General features: G+C 63.9%; 20 protein-coding genes and 1 tRNA gene. 8 read left to right on the top strand and 13 right to left on the bottom strand.

Translation table 11 applies throughout. From position 1 onward, the window contains the following. Nucleotides 1-178: 178 nt before the first annotated feature. Both FYJ28_RS03985 and rpoB read right to left on the bottom strand, forming a co-directional pair. Entirely contained in the window at nucleotides 179-4,069 is a 3,891-nt protein-coding gene (locus FYJ28_RS03985) for a DNA-directed RNA polymerase subunit beta' (protein ID WP_055239330.1), read from the bottom strand. Nucleotides 4,070-4,260: 191 nt separating this feature from the next. After that, a complete protein-coding gene (gene rpoB, locus FYJ28_RS03980) occupies nucleotides 4,261-7,761 on the bottom strand; it encodes a DNA-directed RNA polymerase subunit beta (RefSeq protein WP_055239329.1) in 3,501 nt (1,166 codons plus the stop codon). Nucleotides 7,762-8,403: 642 nt separating this feature from the next. Between rpoB and FYJ28_RS03975 the strand changes: the two genes are divergently transcribed. Then, nucleotides 8,404-9,624 carry an acetyl-CoA C-acetyltransferase gene (locus tag FYJ28_RS03975; RefSeq protein WP_055239328.1) on the top strand — a complete coding sequence of 407 codons (1,221 nt, stop codon included), beginning with the start codon at nucleotides 8,404-8,406 and terminating at the stop codon, nucleotides 9,622-9,624. Next, complete coding sequence (locus FYJ28_RS03970; protein WP_326831497.1) at nucleotides 9,624-10,109, top strand: aminoacyl-tRNA deacylase; 486 nt, start codon at nucleotides 9,624-9,626, stop codon at nucleotides 10,107-10,109. The genes FYJ28_RS03975 and FYJ28_RS03970 overlap by 1 nt, the downstream gene beginning before the upstream one ends. Before the next feature lie 89 nt (nucleotides 10,110-10,198). On the opposite strand, the gene rplL is transcribed toward FYJ28_RS03970, so the two are convergent. From rplL to FYJ28_RS03930, 8 genes are all read right to left on the bottom strand, one after another. After that, complete coding sequence (rplL, locus tag FYJ28_RS03965) at nucleotides 10,199-10,573, bottom strand: 50S ribosomal protein L7/L12 (protein WP_055239326.1); 375 nt, start codon at nucleotides 10,571-10,573, stop codon at nucleotides 10,199-10,201. A gap of 60 nt (nucleotides 10,574-10,633) precedes the next feature. Next, entirely contained in the window at nucleotides 10,634-11,200 is a 567-nt protein-coding gene (gene rplJ / locus FYJ28_RS03960; protein ID WP_055239325.1) for a 50S ribosomal protein L10, read from the bottom strand. Between the two features lie 282 nt (nucleotides 11,201-11,482). After that, the gene (locus FYJ28_RS03955) at nucleotides 11,483-12,556 is read right to left on the bottom strand and encodes a GNAT family N-acetyltransferase (RefSeq protein ID WP_154578370.1); all 1,074 of its coding nucleotides are present in this window, start codon (nucleotides 12,554-12,556) and stop codon (nucleotides 11,483-11,485) included. A gap of 124 nt (nucleotides 12,557-12,680) precedes the next feature. After that, nucleotides 12,681-13,388, bottom strand: coding sequence for a 50S ribosomal protein L1 (gene rplA, locus FYJ28_RS03950; protein WP_055239323.1), 708 nt, complete (start codon nucleotides 13,386-13,388; stop codon nucleotides 12,681-12,683). Nucleotides 13,389-13,522: 134 nt separating this feature from the next. Then, nucleotides 13,523-13,954, bottom strand: coding sequence for a 50S ribosomal protein L11 (gene rplK, locus FYJ28_RS03945; protein WP_055239322.1), 432 nt, complete (start codon nucleotides 13,952-13,954; stop codon nucleotides 13,523-13,525). A 126-nt stretch (nucleotides 13,955-14,080) separates the two neighbouring features. Further along, nucleotides 14,081-14,881, bottom strand: a complete 801-nt coding sequence (gene nusG / locus FYJ28_RS03940; protein WP_055239321.1) for a transcription termination/antitermination protein NusG — start codon at nucleotides 14,879-14,881, stop codon at nucleotides 14,081-14,083. A gap of 99 nt (nucleotides 14,882-14,980) precedes the next feature. Then, entirely contained in the window at nucleotides 14,981-15,250 is a 270-nt protein-coding gene (gene secE / locus FYJ28_RS03935; protein WP_082413252.1) for a preprotein translocase subunit SecE, read from the bottom strand. A gap of 102 nt (nucleotides 15,251-15,352) precedes the next feature. Then, nucleotides 15,353-15,425: transfer RNA gene (locus tag FYJ28_RS03930), tRNA-Trp, on the bottom strand. Between the two features lie 380 nt (nucleotides 15,426-15,805). Between FYJ28_RS03930 and FYJ28_RS03925 the strand changes: the two genes are divergently transcribed. Then, complete coding sequence (locus FYJ28_RS03925; RefSeq protein ID WP_154578369.1) at nucleotides 15,806-17,029, top strand: pyridoxal phosphate-dependent aminotransferase; 1,224 nt, start codon at nucleotides 15,806-15,808, stop codon at nucleotides 17,027-17,029. Here FYJ28_RS03925 and FYJ28_RS03920 read toward each other — a convergent pair. Both FYJ28_RS03920 and FYJ28_RS03915 read right to left on the bottom strand, forming a co-directional pair. Continuing rightward, complete coding sequence (locus FYJ28_RS03920; protein ID WP_326831496.1) at nucleotides 17,026-17,685, bottom strand: response regulator transcription factor; 660 nt, start codon at nucleotides 17,683-17,685, stop codon at nucleotides 17,026-17,028. The two genes, FYJ28_RS03925 and FYJ28_RS03920, sit on opposite strands and share 4 nt — an antisense overlap. Beyond that, a complete protein-coding gene (locus FYJ28_RS03915) occupies nucleotides 17,682-18,959 on the bottom strand; it encodes an ATP-binding protein (protein ID WP_154578368.1) in 1,278 nt (425 codons plus the stop codon). Before FYJ28_RS03915 ends, FYJ28_RS03920 begins: the two co-directional genes overlap by 4 nt. Before the next feature lie 134 nt (nucleotides 18,960-19,093). Here FYJ28_RS03915 and FYJ28_RS03910 point away from each other — a divergent pair, with 134 nt between their 5' ends. The 5 genes from FYJ28_RS03910 (at nucleotide 19,094) to FYJ28_RS03890 (ending at nucleotide 22,943) form a co-directional block, all read left to right on the top strand. Then, entirely contained in the window at nucleotides 19,094-20,569 is a 1,476-nt protein-coding gene (locus tag FYJ28_RS03910) for a PspC domain-containing protein (RefSeq protein ID WP_195840590.1), read from the top strand. Continuing rightward, on the top strand, nucleotides 20,566-20,856 hold the full coding sequence (locus tag FYJ28_RS17230) for a hypothetical protein (RefSeq protein WP_229780214.1): 291 nt from the start codon (nucleotides 20,566-20,568) through the stop codon (nucleotides 20,854-20,856). The genes FYJ28_RS03910 and FYJ28_RS17230 overlap by 4 nt, the downstream gene beginning before the upstream one ends. A 96-nt stretch (nucleotides 20,857-20,952) precedes the next feature. Beyond that, complete coding sequence (locus tag FYJ28_RS03900; RefSeq protein ID WP_055239315.1) at nucleotides 20,953-21,192, top strand: PspC domain-containing protein; 240 nt, start codon at nucleotides 20,953-20,955, stop codon at nucleotides 21,190-21,192. A gap of 128 nt (nucleotides 21,193-21,320) precedes the next feature. Beyond that, nucleotides 21,321-22,349: a 6-phosphofructokinase gene (locus FYJ28_RS03895; RefSeq protein ID WP_055239314.1), complete on the top strand. Its 1,029-nt coding sequence runs from the start codon at nucleotides 21,321-21,323 to the stop codon at nucleotides 22,347-22,349. 204 nt (nucleotides 22,350-22,553) lie between these two features. Next, entirely contained in the window at nucleotides 22,554-22,943 is a 390-nt protein-coding gene (locus FYJ28_RS03890) for a GNAT family N-acetyltransferase (protein ID WP_154578366.1), read from the top strand. Between the two features lie 13 nt (nucleotides 22,944-22,956). On the opposite strand, the gene FYJ28_RS03885 is transcribed toward FYJ28_RS03890, so the two are convergent. Further along, on the bottom strand, nucleotides 22,957-23,361 hold the full coding sequence (locus tag FYJ28_RS03885) for an ankyrin repeat domain-containing protein (protein WP_154578365.1): 405 nt from the start codon (nucleotides 23,359-23,361) through the stop codon (nucleotides 22,957-22,959).

Here is a 23,361-nt window from a genome sequence, read left to right as displayed (position 1 = left end):
CCCTCCGTGTGTACTGCGGCGGTCAGACTGGAGAGTCTCCGTAATTCTGCGCCCGGATAAAAAGTTCATCCCCCCTACCGGAACTATGGCCTCAGGCCACGGACTTAAACGGGGAAGGACCCCGCCTTTCGGCAGGGTCCTTCCTTCGCGGTGTGCGGTCCGTTTTAGCTTTTCAGCCTTAGCGGAACTCGCTGCCCATGTCGTAGTCATCCAGCGGGATGGCGTGGAACTCGGGGCTAAGGCCACCGTCAACTCCGGCGTAGTCGAAGTCGCTGAAGGCGCTCGGGCCGGTGAAGAGATTGGCCTTTGCTTCCTCAGTCGGTTCAACCGTGACCTCGGTGTAACGGGGCAGGCCCGTTCCGGCCGGGATCAGCTTACCGATGATGACGTTCTCCTTCAGGCCGAGCAGCGGATCGCTCTTGCCTTCCATGGCCGCCTGCGTCAGGACGCGGGTGGTTTCCTGGAAGGAAGCAGCGGACAGCCAGGACTCGGTCGCCAGGGATGCCTTGGTGATACCCATCAGTTCCGGACGGCCAGCGGCCGGACGGCGTCCTTCGGAGACCACACGGCGGTTCTCGCTTTCGAACCGGCGGCGCTCGGCCAGCTCACCCGGGAGCAGGTCGGAATCGCCGGATTCGATCACGGTCACGCGGCGCAGCATCTGCCGGACGATGACTTCCACGTGCTTGTCGTGGATGCCTACGCCCTGGCTGCGGTACACGCGCTGGACTTCGTCCACCAGGAACTCCTGAGCCTTGCGCGGGCCGAGGATGCGGAGGATCTGCTTGGGATCCACTGCACCTGCAACCAGCTGCTGGCCAACCTCGACGTGGTCGCCGTCGGCAACCAGCAGGCGGGCACGGCGCAGGACCGGGTACGCGATTTCCTCGGAGCCGTCATCGGGAGTGACAACCAGACGCATCTGGCGGTCGGTCTCTTCGATGGTGACCCGGCCGGCCGTCTCGGAGATCGGAGCAACACCCTTGGGGGTACGTGCTTCGAAGAGCTCCTGGATACGGGGCAGACCCTGGGTAATATCTTCGGCCGATGCAACACCACCGGTGTGGAAGGTACGCATGGTCAGCTGGGTACCGGGCTCACCGATGGACTGTGCGGCGATGATGCCTACGGCTTCGCCAATGTCCACGGTCTTGCCGGTGGCCAGCGAGCGGCCGTAGCAGAGGGCGCAGGTTCCGACAGCCGACTCACAGGTCAGCACGGAGCGGACCTTGATGTCGGTGACGCCGGCCTTGAACAGCTTCTCGATCAGCACATCGCCGACGTCGTCGCCGCCCTTGGCCAGGACATTGCCTTCTGCATCGGTGACGTCGGTGGCCAGCGTACGGGCGTACGCCGAGTTCTCGACCTCTTCGTGCAGCACCAGTTCACCGTTGTGATCCGGAACGGCAATGGTGACGTTCAGGCCGCGCTCGGTACCGCAGTCCTCTTCGCGGACAATGACGTCCTGCGAAACGTCCACCAGACGACGGGTCAGGTAACCCGAGTTGGCGGTACGCAGAGCGGTATCGGCCAGACCCTTACGGGCACCGTGCGTGGCGATGAAGTACTCCAGAACCGACAGGCCCTCACGGTAGGAGGACTTGATCGGACGCGGGATGATCTCGCCCTTCGGGTTGGCCACCAGGCCACGGATACCGGCAATCTGCCGGACCTGCAGCCAGTTGCCTCGTGCACCGGAGGAAACCATGCGGTTGATGTTGTTCTGGATCGGCATGTTGTCACGCATAGCCTTGGCAACCTCGTTGGTCGCCTGGTTCCAGATGTCGATGAGCTCCTGGCGGCGCTCGTCTTCAGCGATCAGGCCCTTGCCGTACTGGCTTTCAACCTTGGCCGCGCGTGCTTCGTAAACCTCCATGATGGCCGGCTTGTCGATCGGAGCAGCGATGTCGGAGATGGCGACGGTAACGCCCGAGCGCGTGGCCCAGTAGAAACCGGCATCCTTCAGGTTGTCCAGCGTGGCAGCGGTGACGACCTTCGGGTACCGCTCAGCGAGATCGTTGACGATCTTGGAGAGCTGGCCCTTGTCGGCAACAGCCTCGACCCACGGGTAGTCCGCGGGCAGGGTCTGGTTGAACAGCACCTGGCCAAGGGTGGTCGGGATGAGCGCAGGAGTGCCCTCTTCCCAGCCTTCCGGAGCCGGCTGCTCATCGCTGGGCACAAAGCCGTCAACGCGGATCCGCACCGGTGCGTTCAGGTGCAGCTCGCCCAGGTCGTGTGCCATAACGGCTTCAGCCGTCGAGGAGAACACACGGCCTTCGCCGGCAGCGTCTGCCCGCTTGGTGGTGAGGTGGTGCAGGCCGATGATCATATCCTGCGAAGGCAGGGTGACCGGGCGGCCGTCCGACGGCTTCAGGATGTTGTTCGAGGACAGCATCAGGATGCGGGCTTCAGCCTGTGCTTCGGGGCTCAGCGGCAGGTGCACTGCCATCTGGTCACCGTCGAAGTCAGCGTTGAATGCGCCACAGACCAGCGGGTGAAGCTGCAGTGCCTTGCCCTCAACCAGCTGCGGTTCGAAGGCCTGGATGCCGAGGCGGTGCAGGGTAGGTGCACGGTTGAGCAGCACCGGGTGTTCGGTGATGATCTCTTCCAGCACGTCCCAGACCTGCGGACGGAATCGCTCGACCATGCGCTTGGCGCTCTTGATGTTCTGGGCGTGGTTGAGGTCAACCAGGCGCTTCATCACGAACGGCTTGAAGAGCTCCAGTGCCATCTGCTTGGGCAGGCCACACTGGTGCAGCTTCAGCTGCGGACCAACGACGATCACGGAACGGCCGGAGTAGTCCACGCGCTTGCCGAGCAGGTTCTGGCGGAACCGGCCCTGCTTGCCCTTGAGCATGTCGGAGAGCGACTTCAGCGGACGGTTGCCCGGTCCGGTGACCGGACGGCCGCGGCGGCCGTTGTCGAACAGGGAGTCAACAGCTTCCTGGAGCATGCGCTTTTCGTTGTTCACGATGATCTCGGGGGCACCGAGATCGAGCAGGCGCTTCAGGCGGTTGTTGCGGTTGATCACGCGGCGGTACAGGTCGTTGAGGTCGGACGTCGCGAAACGGCCGCCGTCCAGCTGCACCATCGGGCGCAGTTCCGGCGGGATCACCGGAACGGCGTCGAGGACCATGCCCATGGGGCTGTTCGACGTGGTGAGGAACGCGTTGACAACCTTCAGGCGCTTCAGGGCACGCGTCTTGCGCTGGCCCTTGCCGTTCTGGATGATCTCGCGCAGGTTCTCGGACTCCTGCTGCATGTCGAAGTCCTCAAGACGCTTCTTGATGGCTTCGGCACCCATGGAGCCTTCGAAGTACAGGCCGTAGCGGTCGCGCAGTTCGCGGTACAGGCCTTCGTCGCCCTCGAGGTCGCCGACCTTGAGGTTCTTGAAGCGTTCCCAGACCTGCTCGAGGCGCTCGATGTTGTTGTCGGCGTCGCGGCGGACCTTGGCCATCTGGCGGTCGGCGGAGTCGCGTGCCTTCTTCTTGTCCGCTGCCTTCGCACCTTCACCTTCAAGGCGCGCCAGTTCGCCTTCGAGGTCCTTGGCGATCGCGGCGATGTCGGAGTCGCGCTGGTCAACCAGGTGCTTGCGCTCCAGGTCGTGCTCGGCCTGCAGGTTCGGCAGTTCGGCGTGGCGGTTCTCTTCGTCAACCGAAGTGATCATGTAGGCAGCGAAGTAGATGACCTTTTCGAGGTCCTTCGGAGCCAGGTCAAGGAGGTAGCCCAGGCGGGAGGGAACACCCTTGAAGTACCAGATGTGGGTTACCGGAGCGGCGAGCTCAATGTGGCCCATCCGTTCGCGGCGAACCTTTGCGCGGGTAACTTCGACGCCGCAGCGCTCACAGATGATGCCCTTGAAGCGCACGCGCTTGTACTTGCCGCAGTAGCACTCCCAGTCACGGGAGGGACCGAAGATCTTTTCGCAGAAAAGACCGTCCTTCTCCGGCTTCAGGGTTCGGTAGTTGATGGTTTCCGGCTTTTTGACCTCGCCGTAAGACCAGTTGCGGATTTCGTCCGCAGTGGCAAGGCCGATTCGCATGAGGCCGAACGTGGAATCGTTGGACATGGGTCCCTGTTCTCTCTTGTTCTCTAAATCTGAATGTCTCGGGTACGGGAAGAAGCGAAGGCAACCATCCAACCCCAGCCCCGCGCCGGTGTCCGGAGGAAGGCGGCTTTAATATTCCTTGCGAGCTCTGCGAGCTGGGAATTTCGTTGCCGCCGTTCCGGGCACCGGTGCGGAGCCAGGACGGATGAAACCTAAACCTCTTCTACTGAGCTCGGCTCTGCGCGGGACAGATCAATACCCAGCTCTTCCGCGGCCCGGAAGACTTCTTCATCCGAGTCACGCATTTCAATCGTGTTGCCCTCGGTGGAGAGTACTTCCACGTTCAGGCAGAGCGACTGCATTTCCTTGATGAGCACCTTGAACGATTCCGGAACGCCGGGCTCCGGGATGTTCTCACCCTTGACGATGGCTTCGTAGACCTTGACGCGGCCGTGGATGTCATCGGACTTGATGGTGAGCAGTTCCTGCAGGGTGTAGGCGGCACCGTAGGCCTCCAGGGCCCAGACTTCCATTTCGCCGAAGCGCTGGCCACCGAACTGTGCCTTACCACCCAGCGGCTGCTGGGTGATCATGGAGTACGGACCCGTGGAGCGTGCGTGGATCTTGTCATCGACAAGGTGGTGCAGCTTCAGGATGTACATGTAGCCAACGGAAATCGGATCCGGGAACGGCTGGCCGGAGCGGCCGTCGAACAGACGGGTCTTGCCGGAAGCACCGATCAGGCGGTCGCCGTCGCGGGTGACGTTCGTGGAGTCCAGGAGGTTGGTGATCTCATCCTCGCTGGCGCCGTCGAACACCGGGGTGGCAACGGTCGTCGGACCGGTTTCACGCGGCAGTGCAGGCAGGTCCTTGACCCAGTCCGGCTCGCCTTCGATCTTCCAGCCCTGCTTGGCAGCCCAGCCCAGGTGGATTTCCAGAACCTGGCCGACGTTCATACGGCCCGGAACACCCAGCGGGTTCAGGACGATGTCAACGGGGGTTCCGTCTTCCAGGAACGGCATGTCTTCGATCGGGAGGATCTTGGAGATGACGCCCTTGTTGCCGTGGCGGCCGGCCAGCTTATCGCCGTCCGTGATCTTGCGCTTGTGTGCCACGTAGACGCGGACCAGCTGGTTTACGCCCGGGGGCAGCTCGTCGTCGTTGTCGCGGTCGAAGATGCGCACGCCGATGACGGTTCCGGACTCGCCGTGGGGAACCTTCAGGGAGGTGTCGCGGACTTCGCGGCTCTTCTCGCCGAAGATGGCGCGCAGCAGGCGCTCTTCGGGGGTCAGTTCCGTTTCGCCCTTCGGGGTGACGCGGCCAACGAGGATGTCGCCGGCTTCAACCTCGGCACCGATGTGGATGATGCCGCGCTCGTCGAGCTGCGAGAGCACTTCCTCGGACACGTTGGGGATGTCACGGGTGATTTCCTCGGCACCAAGCTTGGTGTCGCGGGCGTCAACCTCGTGCTCCTCGATGTGGATCGAGGTCAGGACATCGTCGGAGACCATGCGCTGCGAGAGGATGATGGCATCTTCGTAGTTGTGGCCTTCCCAGGACATGAACGCGACCAGCAGGTTCTTGCCCAGGGCCAGTTCACCCTGATCGGTGGAGGGACCGTCGGCGATGACGTCGTGGACCTCAACCCGGGTGCCCTCGGAGACGATCACGCGCTGGTTGTAGGCGTTGCCCTGGTTCGAGCGCGCGAACTTCATGATCGGGTAGCTGGTCTCGGTGCCGTCGTCGTTCATGACGGTGACCAGGTCAGCCGAAACTTCGGTGACGACGCCGGCCTTGACGGCGGTGACGGAGTCGCCGGCGTCAATGGCTGCGTACTTCTCCATGCCGGTGCCCACAACGGGACGCTCGGAACGGAGCAGGGGAACAGCCTGGCGCTGCATGTTCGCACCCATGAGGGCACGGTTGGCATCGTCATGCTCGAGGAACGGGATCAGGGCCGTTGCGACCGACACCATCTGGCGCGGGGAAACGTCCATGTACTCCACGCCTTCGGGCTCAACGAGCACGGGCTCGCCGGATCCGCCGCGGGCACGGACGAGGACCAGGTCCTCTTCGAAGTGCATGTCTTCGCGCAGCGGGGCGTTTGCCTGTGCGATGGTGCGCTCAACTTCGTCATCTGCGGTCAGGTAATCAACCTGATCGGTAACGACGCCGTCCACAACCTTGCGGTACGGGGTCTCGATGAAGCCGAAGGCGTTGATCCGGGCGTAGGACGCCAGCGAACCGATCAGGCCAATGTTCGGGCCTTCAGGGGTTTCGATGGGGCACATACGGCCGTAGTGCGAGGGGTGGACGTCACGGACTTCCATGCCTGCACGGTCACGGGACAGACCGCCCGGGCCCAGCGCGGACAGGCGGCGCTTGTGCGTCAGGCCGGCCAGCGGGTTGTTCTGGTCCATGAACTGCGAGAGCTGGGAGGTTCCGAAGAACTCCTTGATCGCAGCAACGACCGGACGGATGTTGATCAGCGTCTGCGGCGTGATGGCTTCGACGTCCTGGGTGGTCATCCGCTCGCGGACAACACGCTCCATACGGGACAGGCCGGTGCGGATCTGGTTCTCGATCAGTTCACCGACTGCGCGGATGCGGCGGTTGCCGAAGTGGTCGATGTCGTCGACCTCAACGCGGATATCCACGTCCTGGCCGTCGCGCTTGCCCGGGATGGTCTTTTCACCGGCGTGCAGGGCCACCAGGAACTTGATCATCGCGACAATGTCATCGATGTTCAGTACCGACGCGTCCGAGTCACCGATCGGCTTCTCGACACCGAGCTTGCGGTTGATCTTGTAACGGCCAACCTTGGCCAGATCGTAGCGCTTCGGGTTGAAGTACAGGTTCTCCAGCAGCGTCTTGGCAGCCTCAACCGTGGGCGGCTCTCCCGGACGGAGCTTGCGGTAGATGTCCAGCAGGGCATCTTCCTGGGTCTCCGTGGGGTCCTTCTCCAGGGTCGCACGGATCGAGTCGTACTCGCCGAACGTCTCCAGGATCTGGCCTTCGGTCCAGCCCAGGGCCTTCAGGAGGATGGTGACGGACTGCTTGCGCTTGCGGTCCAGGCGGACGCCCACCTGGTCGCGCTTGTCGATTTCAAGTTCGAACCAGGCACCGCGGGAAGGGATGATCTTCGCGGTGTAGATGTCCTTGTCACTGGTCTTGTCAGCGGCGCGCTCAAAGTAGGCGCCCGGGGACCGGACCAGCTGGGAAACGACGACGCGCTCGGTGCCGTTGATGACGAAGGTACCCTTGTCGGTCATCAGCGGGAAGTCGCCCATGAACACGGTCTGCTGCTTGATTTCGCCCGTGTTGTTGTTCATGAACTCGGCCTTAACGTACAGCGGGGCCGAGTACGTTGCGTCCCGGTCCTTGCACTCGGCCATGGTGTACTTCGGGTCAGCGAATTCCGGCTCCGAGAAGCTCAGGGACATGGTGCCCTGGAAATCTTCAATCGGGGAGATTTCTTCGAAGATGTCCGCGAGGCCGGAGGTTGTCGCGAAGCCCGCGTCGCCCTCTTCCTGGGCCTTGCGCAGGCGCTCCTTCCAGCGCTCGTTGCCTACAAGCCAGTCAAAGCTGTCTGTCTGCAGGGCAAGAAGATTGGGAACATCCAGCGGTTCGTGAATCTTTGCGAATGAAATCCGGGAAGCTGCGTTCTCCGGAGTGGTAGCGGTTGCATTATTAGAGGTGCTCGAGGCGACCAAGAGGGATCCTTCCACAGACCTTCAGGCGTGTTCGCGCTCCCACTCTGCACTGACGGACCTGGTCCGCGTGCGTCCTGAACGGGTTTTGGGCACCGTAACTGTCTGCCGCGTTTACGAGAAACGCCTGCATGAACACTCCGGACGCCGCCTGGCCCGTGACACAGCCCACCGCTATATGAAGGCTGAAGGTTAAGAGAGGGAAGCAAATATCTACTATAGGGCATTGGGGACACAGAAGTCTACCCGGTAATCGAAAACCCTGCCAGCTCGACCCCGGATCCTCAGGCCGGAACTACAAAGTTCCTGCTCTGAGGCTTCCTGTCGGGGAGCTGCGGGCGGTGCCAGCGAACCGATATGACGCTTGGCTACCCACATAGAGTACCCCAAGTCAGGCGGATGCGCGCCTTTTCCTTCCCCAGGTTGCACGGTGATCTTCCCTGTCCTCTTCCCGGCACTCTTCCCTGCCCTCCTCCCGGCACTGCACAGCAGGCGCCCGGGACGCACCGTCCGACGGCATCCGATGGCATCACGCAGGCCCGGGTCCACGGGACGGAGTGTGTTCCCGGCCACGTCAAACGGGTAGCCTAAGGGCAAAACCTGTTGGAAAGTACGACTCGCCTTCGATGAAAGTGGACTTACCGCATGAGCACTGAGGCATTTGCAGGACCCGGGACGGACTCGATCCCGGAGGTAGTGATCGTCGGCGGGGCACGCACCCCGCAGGGCAGGCTCAACGGCCAGCTCGCGTCCTTCACCGCCGTTGAACTCGGCGCCTTCGCCATCTCCGGCGCCCTGGAGCGCTCGGGCGTGGACGCGTCCCAGGTGGACAGCGTGATCATGGGCCACGTGGTGCAGGCCGGCTGCGGCCAGAATCCCGCACGGCAGTCCGCCATCAAGGCCGGCCTGGGCTGGGATGTGCCCACCGTGACCATCAACAAGGTCTGCCTCTCGGGCCTGGCAGCGGTCATCGACGCTGCGCGGCTGATCCGCGGGGGCGAGGCCACCGTGGTGGTGGCCGGGGGCCAGGAATCCATGACACGCGGCCCGCATGTGCTGCCCGGTTCAAGGCAGGGCTGGAACTACGGCAGCATGTCCGTGCTGGATTCCGTGGCGCACGACGGCCTGACGGATGCCTTCGACAACGAATCGATGGGCGTTTCCACTGAACGCGGCAACTCTGCACTGGGGATTGGCCGTACCGCGCAGGACGAGGTCGCTGCTGCTTCCCACCAGCGCGCCGCTGCCGCAGCCGCGGCGGGGATTTTCGACGTCGAAATTGCCCCCGTAACGGTGCCGCAGCGAAAGGGCGACCCGGTGGTCCTCACCGCGGACGAGGGCATCCGCCCCTCCACCACCGTGGACACGCTGGCCGGGCTGCGTCCCGCTTTTGATCCTGAAGGCACTATCACTGCTGGAAATTCCTCTCCGCTGTCCGACGGCGCCAGCGCCCTGGTCCTTACCACCCGTGCCTTCGCCGAGGAGCAGGGACTGGAGATCCTGGCCGGTGTGGGAATGCCCGGACAGGTGGCCGGGCCGGACAACAGCCTGCACTCCCAGCCTTCGAATGCGATCGCCCAGGCCCTGAAGCGGGCAGGCTGGACTGCAGCAGACCTGGACTTCGTGGAAATCAACGAGGCCTTTGGGTCAGTGGCCGTACAGTCCCTGCAGGAGCTTGGTGTTGAGCTTGAAGACTGCAACATCCACGGCGGAGCGATCGCGCTGGGCCACCCGATCGGTGCGTCCGGTGCGCGTCTTGCGCTGCATGCCGCACACGAACTGAACCGCCGCGGTTCCGGGCGCGCCGCCGTCGGGCTCTGCGGAGGCGGCGGCCAGGGTGAAGCCCTGCTGCTGTACCGGAACTAGTGCCGGAGTCCTCCCCCGCCGGCCGTGAACGGGTGCTGGCAGCAGCGGAGCGCCTTGGCCTGGATGTCCAGGTCACCGAGCGCCCTGCTGCTGCCAGCCTGGCCGAGGCGGCAGCACTGCTCGGCATCACCCCGGCAGATATCGTCAAGTCGCTCGTTGTCCGCCGCAAGGCCGGTGAGTACCTGTTTGTCCTGGTCCCCGGCGACGCCCAGATCTCCTGGCCCAAGCTTCGTGCCGCAGCAGGGGCAAACAAGCTGATGCTGCCGCCCGCGGACGAGGCGTTCGAAGCCACCGGGTATACCCGCGGAACCATTACGCCGCTGGGCAGCACTGTGGCATGGCCTGTCTTTGCTGCTCCGGACATCCGGGGCCGGCGTGTATCGATGGGTGCCGGCGAGCACGGGGCCAGCCTCTTCGTGGACGGAGATGCCCTGCTGGCGGCCCTGGACGCAACCGTCGCCGACATCACCGACCCTCTCCCCTAGGCTGCCGGCATCCCGGATACGCAAAGAACCCCCGCCTCGAAACGAAGCGGGGGTTCTTTCTGTACTGCGGCAGTGCCGCAGAAGCAGTACTACTTAAGGGTAACCGTGGCGCCGGCAGCCTCGAGGGCTTCCTTGGCCTTGTCAGCGGTCTCCTTGTTGGCGCCTTCGAGGATAGCCTTCGGAGCACCGTCAACCAGGTCCTTGGCTTCCTTCAGACCCAGGGAAGTCAGCGCGCGGACTTCCTTGATCACTGCGATCTTCTTGTCGCCGGCGGCTTCGAGGATAACGTCGAATTCGCTCTTCTCTTCAGCAGCTTCAGCAGCGCCTGCTGCCGGGCCGGCAACTGCAACAGCAGCAGCGGTGACGTCGAAGGTCTCTTCGAAGAGCTTCACGAAGTCGGAGAGCTCGATGATGGACAGTTCCTTGAAAGCTTCAATGAGCTCTTCGTTGGTGAGCTTCGCCATGATGTGGCGTCCTTCCTATAAGTGGTGCGCTGGGCACCGGGAGTTGAGGGTGAAGAGTTATTACTCTTCGGTGGCTGCTTCGGCGGCCGGTGCTTCTTCTGCGGCAGCCGGAGCTTCCTCCGCAGCGGGAGCAGCAGCGCCGCCTTCTTCTTCGAGCTTGACGCGCAGGGCATCAACCGAGCGGGCCAGCATGGACATCGGGGCCTTGAGGACACCGGCGACCCGTGCAAGCTGGAACTCGCGGGACTCGAGCGCAGCCAGGGCAGCAACACCGGAGGCGTCAAGGGCATTGCCCTCGAAGACACCGGTCTTGATGATCAGCTGCGGGTTGGTCTTTGCAAAATCCGTCAGGCTCTTCGCAGCGGCAACTGCGTCACCCTTGATGAAGGCAATTGCAGTGGGGCCGGAGAGCTGGCCATCGAACGCGTCGATGCCGGCTTCCTTGGCTGCAATGCCCGTCAGGGTGTTCTTGACGACCGAGTACTTGGTGTCCTGGCCGAGCGAACGGCGCAGCTCCTTGAGCTGTGCAACGGTGAGCCCGCGGTATTCGGTTAGGACAGCAGCGGTTGAATCCTTGAAATCATTGGTGATTTCTTCAACTGCTGACACCTTGATTGGCGTTGCCATAACCCTCCTTCCGGGGAAAATAATGCCGGTGGATCGGGTCCCGAACACAAAAAACGCCCCGGGCAGATGCACGGGGCGGCACTCAACGGAATAATCTTCCGGAGTTCACTTCGTTCACCTGCGCAGGCCGCCCTTGGAAGGGACTTTCGGATGGTTCTCCAACCGGATTCCACACACGTAAACTGAAGGTTCAGCTTGGCTGTGGGGTTGAAGGCACATCGACCGACGGTCTTTGGTAGTTCAAGAGTACGGGAGATCCCGGGCAGGGACAAATCGGGGTGCCTAGCTCACCGAGAGCTCCTTCTGCCACTCCCCCGCATAGCCGATGGCGCGGAACCCGAGCTGGACGTTAATGGCCAGCATGTACCTGTTCTTCTCCGCGTTCCAGGTGTAAACCCGCTGCACTTCGGGAAAGAGCCGGCCCAGCTGCTGGAGGTTTCCGGCCTTCAACATCATGCCCAGCCGGTTGCCGCGGTGATGCTGCAGCACCAGCGTATCGTCCTGATAGGCCACGCCTGGGTTACTCCGCGCGACTTCCAGCACGGTATGGCCCGCGAGCTCGCCCGAGGCCGTATGGCGCACGGCGCACACCAGCACGTCATACCCCATCCCCCGTGCCTTCTCCTCAGCTTCCCGGACCCTCGGCACGTCCCAAACCTCCGGCGTCAGGTCCAAGCCACCCAGGGGGGCGTCGGTACTCATCTTCTGCCTTAATTGGGCGTAGGCATCCGCCAGGGCATCCGGGCACGCGTCCTGCCAGAAGACGAGTTCGTAGCCGGAGCCATCGGTGCTGCCCGGGAGCACTTCGCCGGCACTGTGCACCGGAAGGTCGAGCCGGCTGATCCGCTCAATGAGTTCCAGGCTGAAGCCACAGGCCGAGGCGAAAGAAGCCGCTGCGTCCTGCGGGATCGACGGCGCCGGAACGTCGCCGGCGGTTAATTCCCCGCCGTCCTGCCGATGGTCGGTCTCCGCTATCAGGGTCCGCCGTCCGTCAGCGGCAGCCAGCTCCTCAGCCGCAGCACAAAGCGCCGCACCGACGCCTCTCCGCCGCGAACGGGCATCCACCACCACGTTCAGGGTGGCCGTGTGCAGATTGTCGGTCAGGGGAAGGTTGAGCCGGGCAACGCCGAGGATTTCCTGCCCGGAACCGGCCCGTGCAACCAGCTGCTGCCGCCGTCGGGTGGACGTGCTCCGGAGCCCGGCCAGCTGCGCCTGGGGCGTTTCGAAGAAGTCGTCATTTCCCCAGATCTCTCGCTGCTGGTCATTGAAGAGCCGGGCAACAGCCAGGAAGCCGCCCGCGTCCGGGGAGTCGGAGCTTTGCGGCAGGACAAACGGTTCCACAGCCAAGGGAGTCATGGCCCTTATCCTGCCGGAGAGCTCCGCCGGAACCAAAGCGGTTTCCGCCGCGGAAACACAAAACGGCCGCAGCTTAGGAGCTGCGGCCGTTTTGGGGAGGAGGTCTCCCGAAGTAATGCGCTGACTATGCGTCTGCGAGAACCTTGGTGACGTTCGGGTCCACGGCGATGCCGGGGCCGAAGGTGGTGCTCACGGTTGCCTTCTGGATGTAGCGGCCCTTGGAAGCGGACGGCTTCAGGCGGAGTACTTCTTCAAGGGCAGCAGCGTAGTTCTCGGCCAGCTTCTGGGCGTCGAAGGACGTCTTGCCAATGATGAAGTGCAGGTTGGAGTGCTTGTCGACGCGGAAGTCGATCTTGCCGCCCTTGATGTCGGAGACAGCCTTGGCGACGTTGGGGGTAACGGTGCCGGTCTTCGGGTTCGGCATGAGGTTACGCGGGCCGAGCACGCGGCCCAGGCGGCCGACCTTGCCCATGAGGTCCGGGGTAGCCACTGCGGCATCGAAGTCGGTCCAGCCTGCTGCAACCTTTTCGATCATGTCATCGGAACCAACGAAGTCGGCGCCGGCAGCGATAGCTGCTTCAGCCTTCTCGCCGGTGGCGAAGACGAGGACGCGGGCGGTCTTGCCCGTGCCGTTGGGCAGGTTGACCGTGCCGCGGATCATCTGATCAGCCTTGCGGGGGTCAACGCCCAGGCGGAAGACAACCTCAACGGTTGCATCCGTCTTGGACGGGTTCGTTTCCTTGGCCAGTGCTACGGCGTCAACCGGCGCGTACAGCTTGTCCGCGTCGATCTTTGCCACAGCGGCCTCATATGCTTTGCTGCGCTTTGCCATCTGCTTTTTCTCCTTGTGCAGTTGTGGTCTGTCGGACCGCGCTCGGCCCTGCCACGTGCCGGCGTACCCTCATGGGCCGTCCGGCTGAATGAATTTGGTGATGCCCGGCTTCTCAGCCGTGCGGTGAAGCTTTATTAGCCTTCGACGGTGATGCCCATGGAACGGGCGGTTCCGGCGATGATCTTGGCGGCAGCCTGAACGTCGTTGGCGTTCAGGTCTTCCATCTTTGCGGTGGCGATCTCTTCGACCTGTGCCTGGGTCAGCTTCGCAACCTTGACGGTGTGCGGGGTGCCGGAGCCCTTGGCAACGCCTGCAGCCTTCTTGATCAGTTCAGCCGCCGGGGGCGTCTTGGTGATGAAGGTGAAGGAGCGGTCTTCGTAGACCGTGATCTCGACCGGGATAACGTTTCCGCGCTGGGATTCCGTTGCAGCGTTGTACGCCTTGCAGAATTCCATGATGTTGACACCGTGCTGGCCAAGGGCAGGACCAATCGGAGGAGCCGGGTTTGCGGCACCTGCATTGATCTGCAGCTTGATAAGGCCGGTGACCTTTTTCTTGGGGGCCATGAAAGGGTCCTTCTCTAAAATAAGTTCCCGAAGGACAGGAGCGTCCGTCCGGGTTGGTGGCCGCCGTGGCGCGGCGGCCGTACGCTGCCGTACAGGATAAAGCGGTCCTGCGCGGAGCGAAGTCTGTTACTGGATCTTGGTGACCTGTCCGAAGGAGAGCGTAACCGGGGTTTCGCGCTCGAAGATGGTCACCAGAACCACAAGCTGCTGGGATTCCGGCTTGATCTCGGAGATCGTGGCCGGGAGGGTCTCGAACGGGCCCTCGTTGACGGTCACGGACTCGCCGACCTCGAAGTCCACGGCAATGGCGGACTGCGCGGCCTTGGCCGGAGCTCCGGAAGCAGCTGTCTTCGGGGAAACCACGGTGTGCTCAAGCATGGAGAAGACTTCGTCCAGGCTCAGCGGAACTGGATTGTGTGCGTTGCCGACGAATCCGGTGACACCGGGGGTGTGGCGGACAACGCCCCAGGAAGCGTCCGTGAGTTCCATCCGGACCAGCACGTAACCGGGGATGCGCACGCGGTTCACGATCTTGCGGGTGGTGTTCTTGATCTCGACGACTTCCTCCATCGGGACCTCGATCTGGAAGATGTTGTCTTCCATGTCGAGCGTCTGGATGCGGGTCTCGAGGTTTGCCTTCACGCGGTTTTCGTAGCCGGCGTAGGAGTGGATGACGTACCAGTCACCCTCCTGGCGGCGCAGCTTTGCCTTGAACGCAACAACGGGATCTTCTTCGGGCTCAGCAGCAGGAGCCGCTTCAGCGTCCTCGGAGGCAGCCTCTTCGGCTTCCTCAGCGGGAGCTTCTTCAGCGTCTTCGGCCGATGCGTCACCGGCAGCCGCCGCGGCGTCTGCTTCGGTCACCTGATCCTCGGTGTCCAGATCAGCGGTTTCGTCATTGATCTGTGAATCGAGTTCTTGCTCGGACACGTAGATTCCTGCTTTCTTCTTCAGCTCTATTGGGTTTGTCACTAGCTCAGTTCTTCGAACGGACCTTCCCCGCACTGCGGGCGGAAGGGACTTCGATGGCTAGCTTTCGCCGCCGCCCGAACCGAAGATCCACAGTGCGCCAGTTCCAAAGACAAAGTCCAAAAGGGACACGATGATGATCATGACCACCACAAAGGCGAGAACCACGACGGTGAACCGAAGCAGTTCCTTGCGGGTGGGGGTCACCACCTTCTTCAGTTCGGCAATGACCTGGCGCAGGAAGAGGGCGATGGCGCCGAAGAAGCCCCGCTTCTTCGCTGGCTTGCCGGAGGGGTGTCCCTTGGAGCTGCTTGCAGCTGTCTCGGTCACCTTTCGCCTCACTCATCTGTTCGGTTCACAGTGCCGCAGCCTCAGGCCGGGAACTGCTGCTTCATGAAGGACTGCTTTAGACGGCGAAACCGACGTCATGCGCAGGGCAGACAGGACTCGAACCTGCAACCTGCGGTTTTGGAGACCGCTGCGCTACCAATTGCGCCACTACCCTTCGGGAGAGTTCCACTTTACCGGTACATCCCGCTTCCGGCCTAACCGGTTCGCGGGCATGCTCCAGCATCGAGAGAACAACACCGAGGAACTAGTCTACGCAATCTTTTGCCCGGAGTCGAACCGGGCCCGCAACAGGGCATCGGGCCCCCGCTGCCTCCTCCGGCAGGCAGTGCTGTGGACCCGGCAAATCACGGCCCTGAACCGGGCCGCGGAAGTGTAAAAGACTGAAATGTGCTCCCGGCACGCCTAAGCTTGGCTTGCATAAAGTGACGGCGCGGACAATCCCGAGCCCCGGCTCAGAGGGACTTCCAGCGCAGGTCACGGGCAATACCAAACCGAACACTGCACGCATCCAGTACAAAACCAGACGGGAACGCCATGCCTTCCAACGGCCGAATCTCAGAGCGCATCGCCTCCATTGCAGAATCCGCCACCCTTGCAGTTGACGCGAAGGCCAAGGCCCTGAAGGCCGCCGGCCGGCCGGTCATCAGCTTCGGCGCCGGCGAGCCCGATTTCCCCACCCCCGGGTACATCGTTGACGCCGCCGTGGCCGCCGCGCGGGAGCCCCGGTTCCACCGCTACTCCCCTGCCTCGGGACTGCCCGAACTGAAGAAAGCCATCGCCGAGAAGACCCTGCGGGACTCCGGCTATTCCGTGGACCCGTCGCAGGTGCTGGTTACCAACGGCGGCAAGCAGGCTGTGTACGAGGCCTTCGCCACCCTGCTGAACCCGGGAGACGAAGTCCTGGTACCCACCCCGTACTGGACCACGTACCCGGAGGCCATCCGCCTTGCCGGAGGTGTTCCGGTGGAGGTCTTCGCGGGCCCCGAGCAGGATTATCTGGTCACCGTGTCCCAGCTGGATGCGGCCCTGACGGAGAAGACCAAGGTGCTGCTGTTCGTTTCCCCGTCCAACCCCACCGGAGCCGTCTACCCGGCGGACGACGTCGCGGAGATCGGCATGTGGGCCGCCGACCACGGACTGTTCGTGGTGACGGATGAAATCTATGAGCACCTCACGTACGGCGACGTGCCCTTCACCTCCATTGCGACCCGCTGCCCCGAACTGGGCGACAAGGTGGTTATCCTCAACGGCGTTGCGAAGACCTACGCCATGACCGGCTGGCGGGTGGGATGGATGATTGCCGCCCCCGACGTCATCAAGGCAGCCACCAACCTGCAGTCCCACCTGTCATCCAACGTTTCGAATATCTCCCAGATGGCTGCGCTGGCCGCCGTCTCCGGTCCGCTGACGGCCGTGGACGAGATGAAGATTGCCTTCGACCGCCGCCGGAAGGCGATGGTGGAGGCACTCAACTCGATTGACGGCGTCGACTGCCCCATGCCGCAGGGCGCGTTCTACGCCTACCCGGACGTCCGCAGCCTCCTCGGCAGGGAATTCCCGAATGCCGCAGGTCCCGTGCGTCCGCAGACCTCAGCGGAGCTGGCCGCCCTGATCCTGGACGCGGTGGAAGTCGCCGTGGTTCCCGGCGAGGCCTTCGGACCGTCCGGATACCTGCGCCTGTCCTATGCCCTGGGCGATGAGGACCTGGCCACCGGAATGGAACGCCTCAAGGACTTCCTGGGCCAGGCCAAGCCCTAAAGCAGCCTGCGGGCTGCAGCCCACCTGGTGAGTTCATGCCGGGATGAGAGCTGCAGCTTCCGCAGGACGGCGGAAACATGGGTTTCGACCGTCTTGACCGAGATAAACAGCTCCTTCGCAACTTCCTTGTAGCTGTAGCCCCGGGCAATCAGGCGCATCACTTCGCGTTCCCGGACTGAGAGCCGGTCAAGTTCGTCCTCGACGCTGACGGTGGTCGATGCCCCGAACGCGTCGAGGACAAAGCCCGCCAGCCGGGGCGAGAAGACGGCGTCCCCTCCGGCGACCCTCGTAACGGCGTCGGAAATCTCCGCACCCGAAATGGTTTTGGTGACGTATCCCCTGGCTCCGGCACGGATCACCGTGACCACGTCCTCGGCGGCATCGGAAACGCTGAGGGCAAGGAACCGCGTGGTTCCCAGCATGTCGGCACAGCCGGCAATCACTTCGGCCCCGCCGCCTCCGGACCCGCCGGGCAGGTGCACGTCCAGGAGCACAACCTGGGGCCTGGCCTCACGGACGGCCGCTACAGCCGTTTCAACGGTGGCGGCCTCAGCCAGGACCCTGATCCGTCCGTCCAGGTCTGCCTTGAGGCCGGACCTGAAAATGGCGTGGTCGTCCACCACCACCACCGTTATGGGTTCTGCCGCGATGCTCACGAGTTCTCCGCTTCCCTTTCCTGCGCCGCCGGAGCGTCTGCTCCGGCCAGGGGCAATGCCAAATGTATCTCGGTGCCGTCCGCGCCGCTTCGCACCGTTGCTGTGCCGCCGTGGCGCTGCATACGGCCGATGATCGATTCCCGCAGGCCCAGCCGGTCCTGCGGAACGGCGTCGGGATCGAAGCCGGCACCCCGGTCCCGGACGAAGACTTCCGCCGCTTCCGGGCTGCACTCGAGGTAGAGCGAAATCTGTCCGCCCGCGTGCTGGGCGGCGTTGAAGAGCGCGGCCCTGGCTGCCTGGACCAGTGCGGAGCTCTGGGCAGTGAGCTCAGCGGTCCCCACGGCCACGAAATCCACAGGGTGCCCGTAGGCGTCTTCCACCTCGGCGGCAGCGCTCTTCAGGGCGTCCGCCAGGGTCCCCGTCCCCTTCTCCGGATCAGCGTAAAGCCATTGGCGCAGCTCGCGTTCCTGGGCCCGGGCAAGTTTGATGACGTCGGCCTCGGAACCGGCACGGTTCTGGATCAGGGCCAGTGTCTGGAGCACGGAATCGTGCAGATGGGCCGCGATCTCGGCACGTTCGGTCTGGCGAATGCGGCCGGCACGCTCTGCCTGGAAGGCACGCCATGACTTCACGGCCCACGGTGCAAGCACCAGTGCGATGCCGGCGAGGACAGCCAGGGAAGCCAGCGACGCCGCCAGCAGGACATCCCAGCTAAAGGATCCGGAAATCACGAGCAGGAACCCGGAAACTACAAGCACCAGTCCAGTGACCAGACGGACCAGGCCCATCTTCCGGTCTGCTCCTGCCCCGGCAACCAGCCCGGCTTTCCTGCTTGCGTCCAGCTGGGACCAGGCCAGGACTGCGCCGGCCACGATCACAGCGAACGGGAACAGCAGCTGCAGATTGATTTGTGCACCAAGCGCCTGCGCAACCATGGCCCCTGCCGCCAGCAGCAGCCCCACTCCCACGAGGATCTCCCGGGTGCCAAGCAGAGAGGCACCGGTGCCGTTGGCGGTTCCCTGTCCCTGCTGGAGATAACGTGCAAAGTTCTCCGCCACGCTGCGTGGGTTCTGCGGGCCCGCTGCAGCTTCCTCCTCCGCCGTCGGGACCATGATCCACAGCCAGCCGTAGAGGACAACACCGGCGCCCGCCAGGGCCGAGAGCACCATCATCAAAATGCGGACCGTGCGCACCGGCATGCCCAGATGGGCAGCAAGGCCGGCGCACACGCCGGCAACCACCTTCTCGGGCGAACGGAGCAATGGGGGTCTCATGCTCCAATCCAAGCACGGCAGAGGGCCCGAACCGCCATCATTTCGGTTCCCGCAGCACAGATCAGGGACACGTTCAGGGGTGGCTCAGGGGAATCCCCGATGTGGTGCAGGACCGTTCCGGGAAGACTGAAGGCATGAACTCGCATCCAACTGACCCCGGACGCCCGTCCGGGGACCCGTCCCAGCCCTTCCCCCCGGCTGCTCCCGGCGCAGCACCCCAAGGCACACCCAGCGGTGCTCCGGGCGAAAACTCGTTCTTCAACTGGCTGCGGCAGCTGGGTATCCGGCGCTCCCCGGACCGCTGGATCGGCGGCGTCGCCGGAGGAATCGCCCAGCGCACCGGGCTGGATCCAATCCTCGTCCGCGGAATCGTGATCGTCCTTGCCCTGTTTGGCATCGGCATCGTGCTCTACGGCGTTGCCTGGGCCCTGCTTCCGGAGCCCGACGGCCGCATCCACCTGGAAGCAGCAACGCGCGGCACCTGGACCGCGGGAATGACCGGCGCCCTGACCTTCACCATCCTGGGCCTCAGCGGCCCGGGCATTTCCTTCTGGGCCTGGGACGGCTGGCTGGGCTCAATCTTCTGGGGCCTGTTCTGGGTGGCCGCAGTGGTGCTCGTCATCTACTGGCTCACCACGCGGAACAACAATTCCCCAAACCGTGCCCCGCAGACGCAGGGACCGTCAGCGCCCGGCCAGCAGGGCTGGCCTTCCGCCGGCGGATCTACTGCCCCTGGCCAAGGCACCAATCTCCCCGGTCCGTTTCCCGAAACGCCGGCCGCCAACCCGCCGGCAGCCGGATACCCCGGCCCCGATGCTCCAACCATGCCGCTGCCGTTCGGTGCGCACGCTGCCGGCTCCACGGGCCAGCCACCAGCACCCGAGCGCCCGTTCGACGGACTGTATGTGCAGTTCCCGCCGCCGGCTGCGGTCAAGGACACGCCTAAACCGCCCAGCACCACCCCGCCCGGGGCCTGGGTAGCCCTGATCTGCGGCCTTGCACTGCTTGCAGCAGGAGTCCTGCTGGCACTGGATTACTCCGGCATTTACCAAACCGGGTCCCCCGCGGCCGTAGCACTGGCAGCGGCAGGGGTGGTCCTCGGCCTGGGAATCGTCGGGCTCGGCGCTGCAGGCAGGTCCTCCGGGCTGGCGGGAGGCCTCGGTGTCATTACGCTCATCGCCGCCCTCCTGTTCACCGGCAGCTTTGCCTACCGGAATCTCGTGGTGGCCAACCAGTCCAACTGGAGTGCGGACCGTTCCGGGACAGCAGCCGAGGGCTACAGTGTCGCGGCTGCGGACGGCAACCTGGACCTGCGCGGGGTGGCTGCGGACCTGAGGGACGGAGACGTTACCGTGCCCGTCAGCGTCGCCGCGGGCGACCTCACGATCCTGGTTCCCGACGACGTTCCCGTTTCCGTGTACTCGGAAATGGCGATGGGCAATGTGGAACTGGAGCACGACGGGACGCACACGTCGTCCGGCGGGCTGTGGGTTGGCCCGCAGGAGCGGAAACTCAACCCGGATGCCCGGGGCAACCGCATCATCATCGAAATCAAGGGAATTGCCAGCAGCGTGCTGGTAACCACGAATGAAAGCAGCCTGGACCGATGAGCGAATCCAGAAACGAGCCGAAGAACTACGACGCCGATCCCGCCTCTTTCGGTACGCCTTCCGAGGGAAGGTACGTCCCCGAGCCTGAGCCGGAGCACCGCCCGCTGCGGGTCGGAACCATCGTGTGGGGGCTTGTCCTGGCGGCGGTCGGTGCCCTGATCCTGACGGTCCAGCTCACGGGAATCCGGCTCGATGCGGGCATGGTCCTGCTCGGCCTGCTGATCGGAGCCGGCACCGCACTGGTGATCGGCGGCCTGCTGGCAGTCATGGGCAGAAAGCGGAGCTAACAGCGCTGCTCCGCCCCACCCCGCATCCAATTTCGCCGCTGGCCAAAAGCGGCAGGAAACCCCACCCGTCCCTTCGAAAGAAGGCAGAATCTCCAGATGGACAAGTTCTTTGACGTACTGCGCACCTCCCCGATCAAACGTGCCCCCGGCGGCTGGGTGGCCGGCATCTGCGCCGGCATCGCCCAGAAGTTCGGATGGGATGTTTCGCTGGTCCGCATTGCGGTCCTGCTCAGCTTCCTGCTCCCGTTCATTGGCCTGGGCACCTACCTTGTAGCCTGGCTGCTGCTGCCGAAAACCGACGGCACGATCGTGCTGCAGAAGCTTCTGAACCGCTGAGCAGCGGTCAACAGCGCAATATTGGGCGTCACACCGCGCCCAACCAGGCACGAAGTACCGGGCCGCCGCCCGCTGGTGGATAGAATCGGAGAGGCCGCCGCCCACCTACCAGATCCAGGGGTCACGCAATGAAGATCGGCATCCTTACCAGCGGGGGCGACTGCCCCGGACTCAACGCGGTGATCCGCGGAGCGGTACTCAACGGAATCAAGACCCACGGAGTGGAGTTCGTCGGCTTCCTGGACGGCTGGCGCGGAGTGGTGGACGGCGACATCATCGACCTGCCGCGTGCCCGCGTCCGCGGCATCTCCAAGCAGGGCGGCACCATCCTGGGTACCTCCCGCACCAATCCCTTCGAGGGCCCCAACGGCGGACCGGAGAACATCCGGAAGACCCTGGACCGGCTGGGCATTGACGCCGTGATCGCTATTGGCGGCGAAGGAACCCTGGCCGCCGCCCAGCGCCTCACCGATGCCGGGCTCAAGATCGTAGGCGTTCCCAAGACCGTGGACAATGACCTCGACGCCACTGATTTCACCTTCGGCTTCGATACCGCTGTGCAGATCGCCACCGAAGCAATCGACCGTCTTCGGACCACGGGTGAATCCCACCACCGCTGCATGGTGGCCGAGGTCATGGGCCGCCACGTCGGCTGGATCGCACTGCATTCGGGCATGGCCTCCGGTGCCCATGCCATCCTGATTCCGGAGAAGCCCGTAAGCCTGGACCAGATTGCCCAGTGGGTCAACGAAGCCCGGGAACGCGGACGTGCTCCCCTGGTTGTTGTTGCCGAAGGCTTTGTCACCACGGATATGGAAGCTCCGCACTCCGAACGCGGGCTGGATTCCTTTGGGCGTCCGAGGCTGGGCGGCATCGGTGAACTGCTTGCACCTGAGATTGAGGCGCGTACCGGAATCGAGACGCGTGCCACCGTCCTTGGACACATCCAGCGCGGCGGCGTGCCCACGGCCTTTGACCGCGTGCTCGCTACCCGGCTGGGCATGGCGGCGGTGGACTCCGTGGTTGACGGGCTTTGGGGAACCATGGTTTCCCTGGATGGAACGGACATAGTCCGCGTCGGATTCGAGAAGGCCCTGGGCAATCTGAAGACCGTTCCACAGCACCGCTATGAAGAAGCCGCCATCTTATTTGGTTAGGGCACCTATCAAATTCGTTCCCCAGCCTTGCTTTGCCCGCCGCCCATGCGTGTAGCTTGACTCTTATGGATCTTGACCCCGGCACGATTGCCATCATTCAGCTCGCCTGGTCGCGCAGGCTCGGCCTTGAGGATGACGCACTATCCGGCGCGGAGTGCGAAGAACGCATCTACGACGTGCACGATACAGCCAGCGAGGTTCGGTTTGTCCGTCTCTTCGACCGCGAGGTTTTACGCGGAGGCCCTGGAAAGGCTGTGCCCGCCGGACGACGTGGTGGAGGCAAAGCTCTCCCGCCATGACATCCTGTTCGTGCTGGTGGATGACCGGGGGCCGGGTACGCCCGTGCCCGTCGCCGGTGCCGGCTACACCATCCGGGAAGGGATCCTTGCAGACGTCGGTACGCTGACTGCGCCCGACCACCGGATGCGGGGCCTGGGATCCTATGTGACATCCATCGCCGTGGAAGACGCCATGGCAGCCGGGCTGATCCCCCAGTCGCGCATCCAGAGCAATAACCTGGGGGCTACGCGCACCGCGGCCGGAGCCGGGTTTATCCCGGCAGGCCTTTGTACTTCGGTTTCCCTCCCCGCCTGAGCGGCCGGGAAGGCTAGGAATCCAGCAGGTCCGCGCGCTGGAAGTAGGCGGCTGTTGCCCGGGCGGACGGGTTGCCGGTGTCGGCGTCAGCGCCCGCGGCCAGCAGGGTGCGCACAACGTCCGCGTAGCCCTTGAACACCGCACCTGCCAGCGGGGACTGTCCCCGGTCGTTGAGGGTATCCACGTCCGCACCAAGGTCAATGAGGAGCTGCACTGTCCCCGCATGCCCGTGGTAGGCAGCCAGCATCAGCAGTGAATCACCGGCGGCGTTGGTCAGGGTCGCAGGAACTCCCGCGCTGATGTAGCTGCGCAGCAGCTCCGTGTCTCCCTGCCGGGCGGCGTCGAACAGCCGCTCGGCGAGTTCGAGCATCTCCTGGTCTTCTGCGCCGTCCTGGGCCGGTTCCGGGGAAATCGTCAT

Origin of the sequence: Arthrobacter sp. BL-252-APC-1A (assembly GCF_009696625.1) — a bacterium.
Classification (GTDB): Bacteria; Actinomycetota; Actinomycetes; order Actinomycetales; family Micrococcaceae; genus Arthrobacter_B.
Note: the sequence above shows the minus strand (reverse complement) of the source record. Positions and strands in the feature narration are given on the sequence as shown.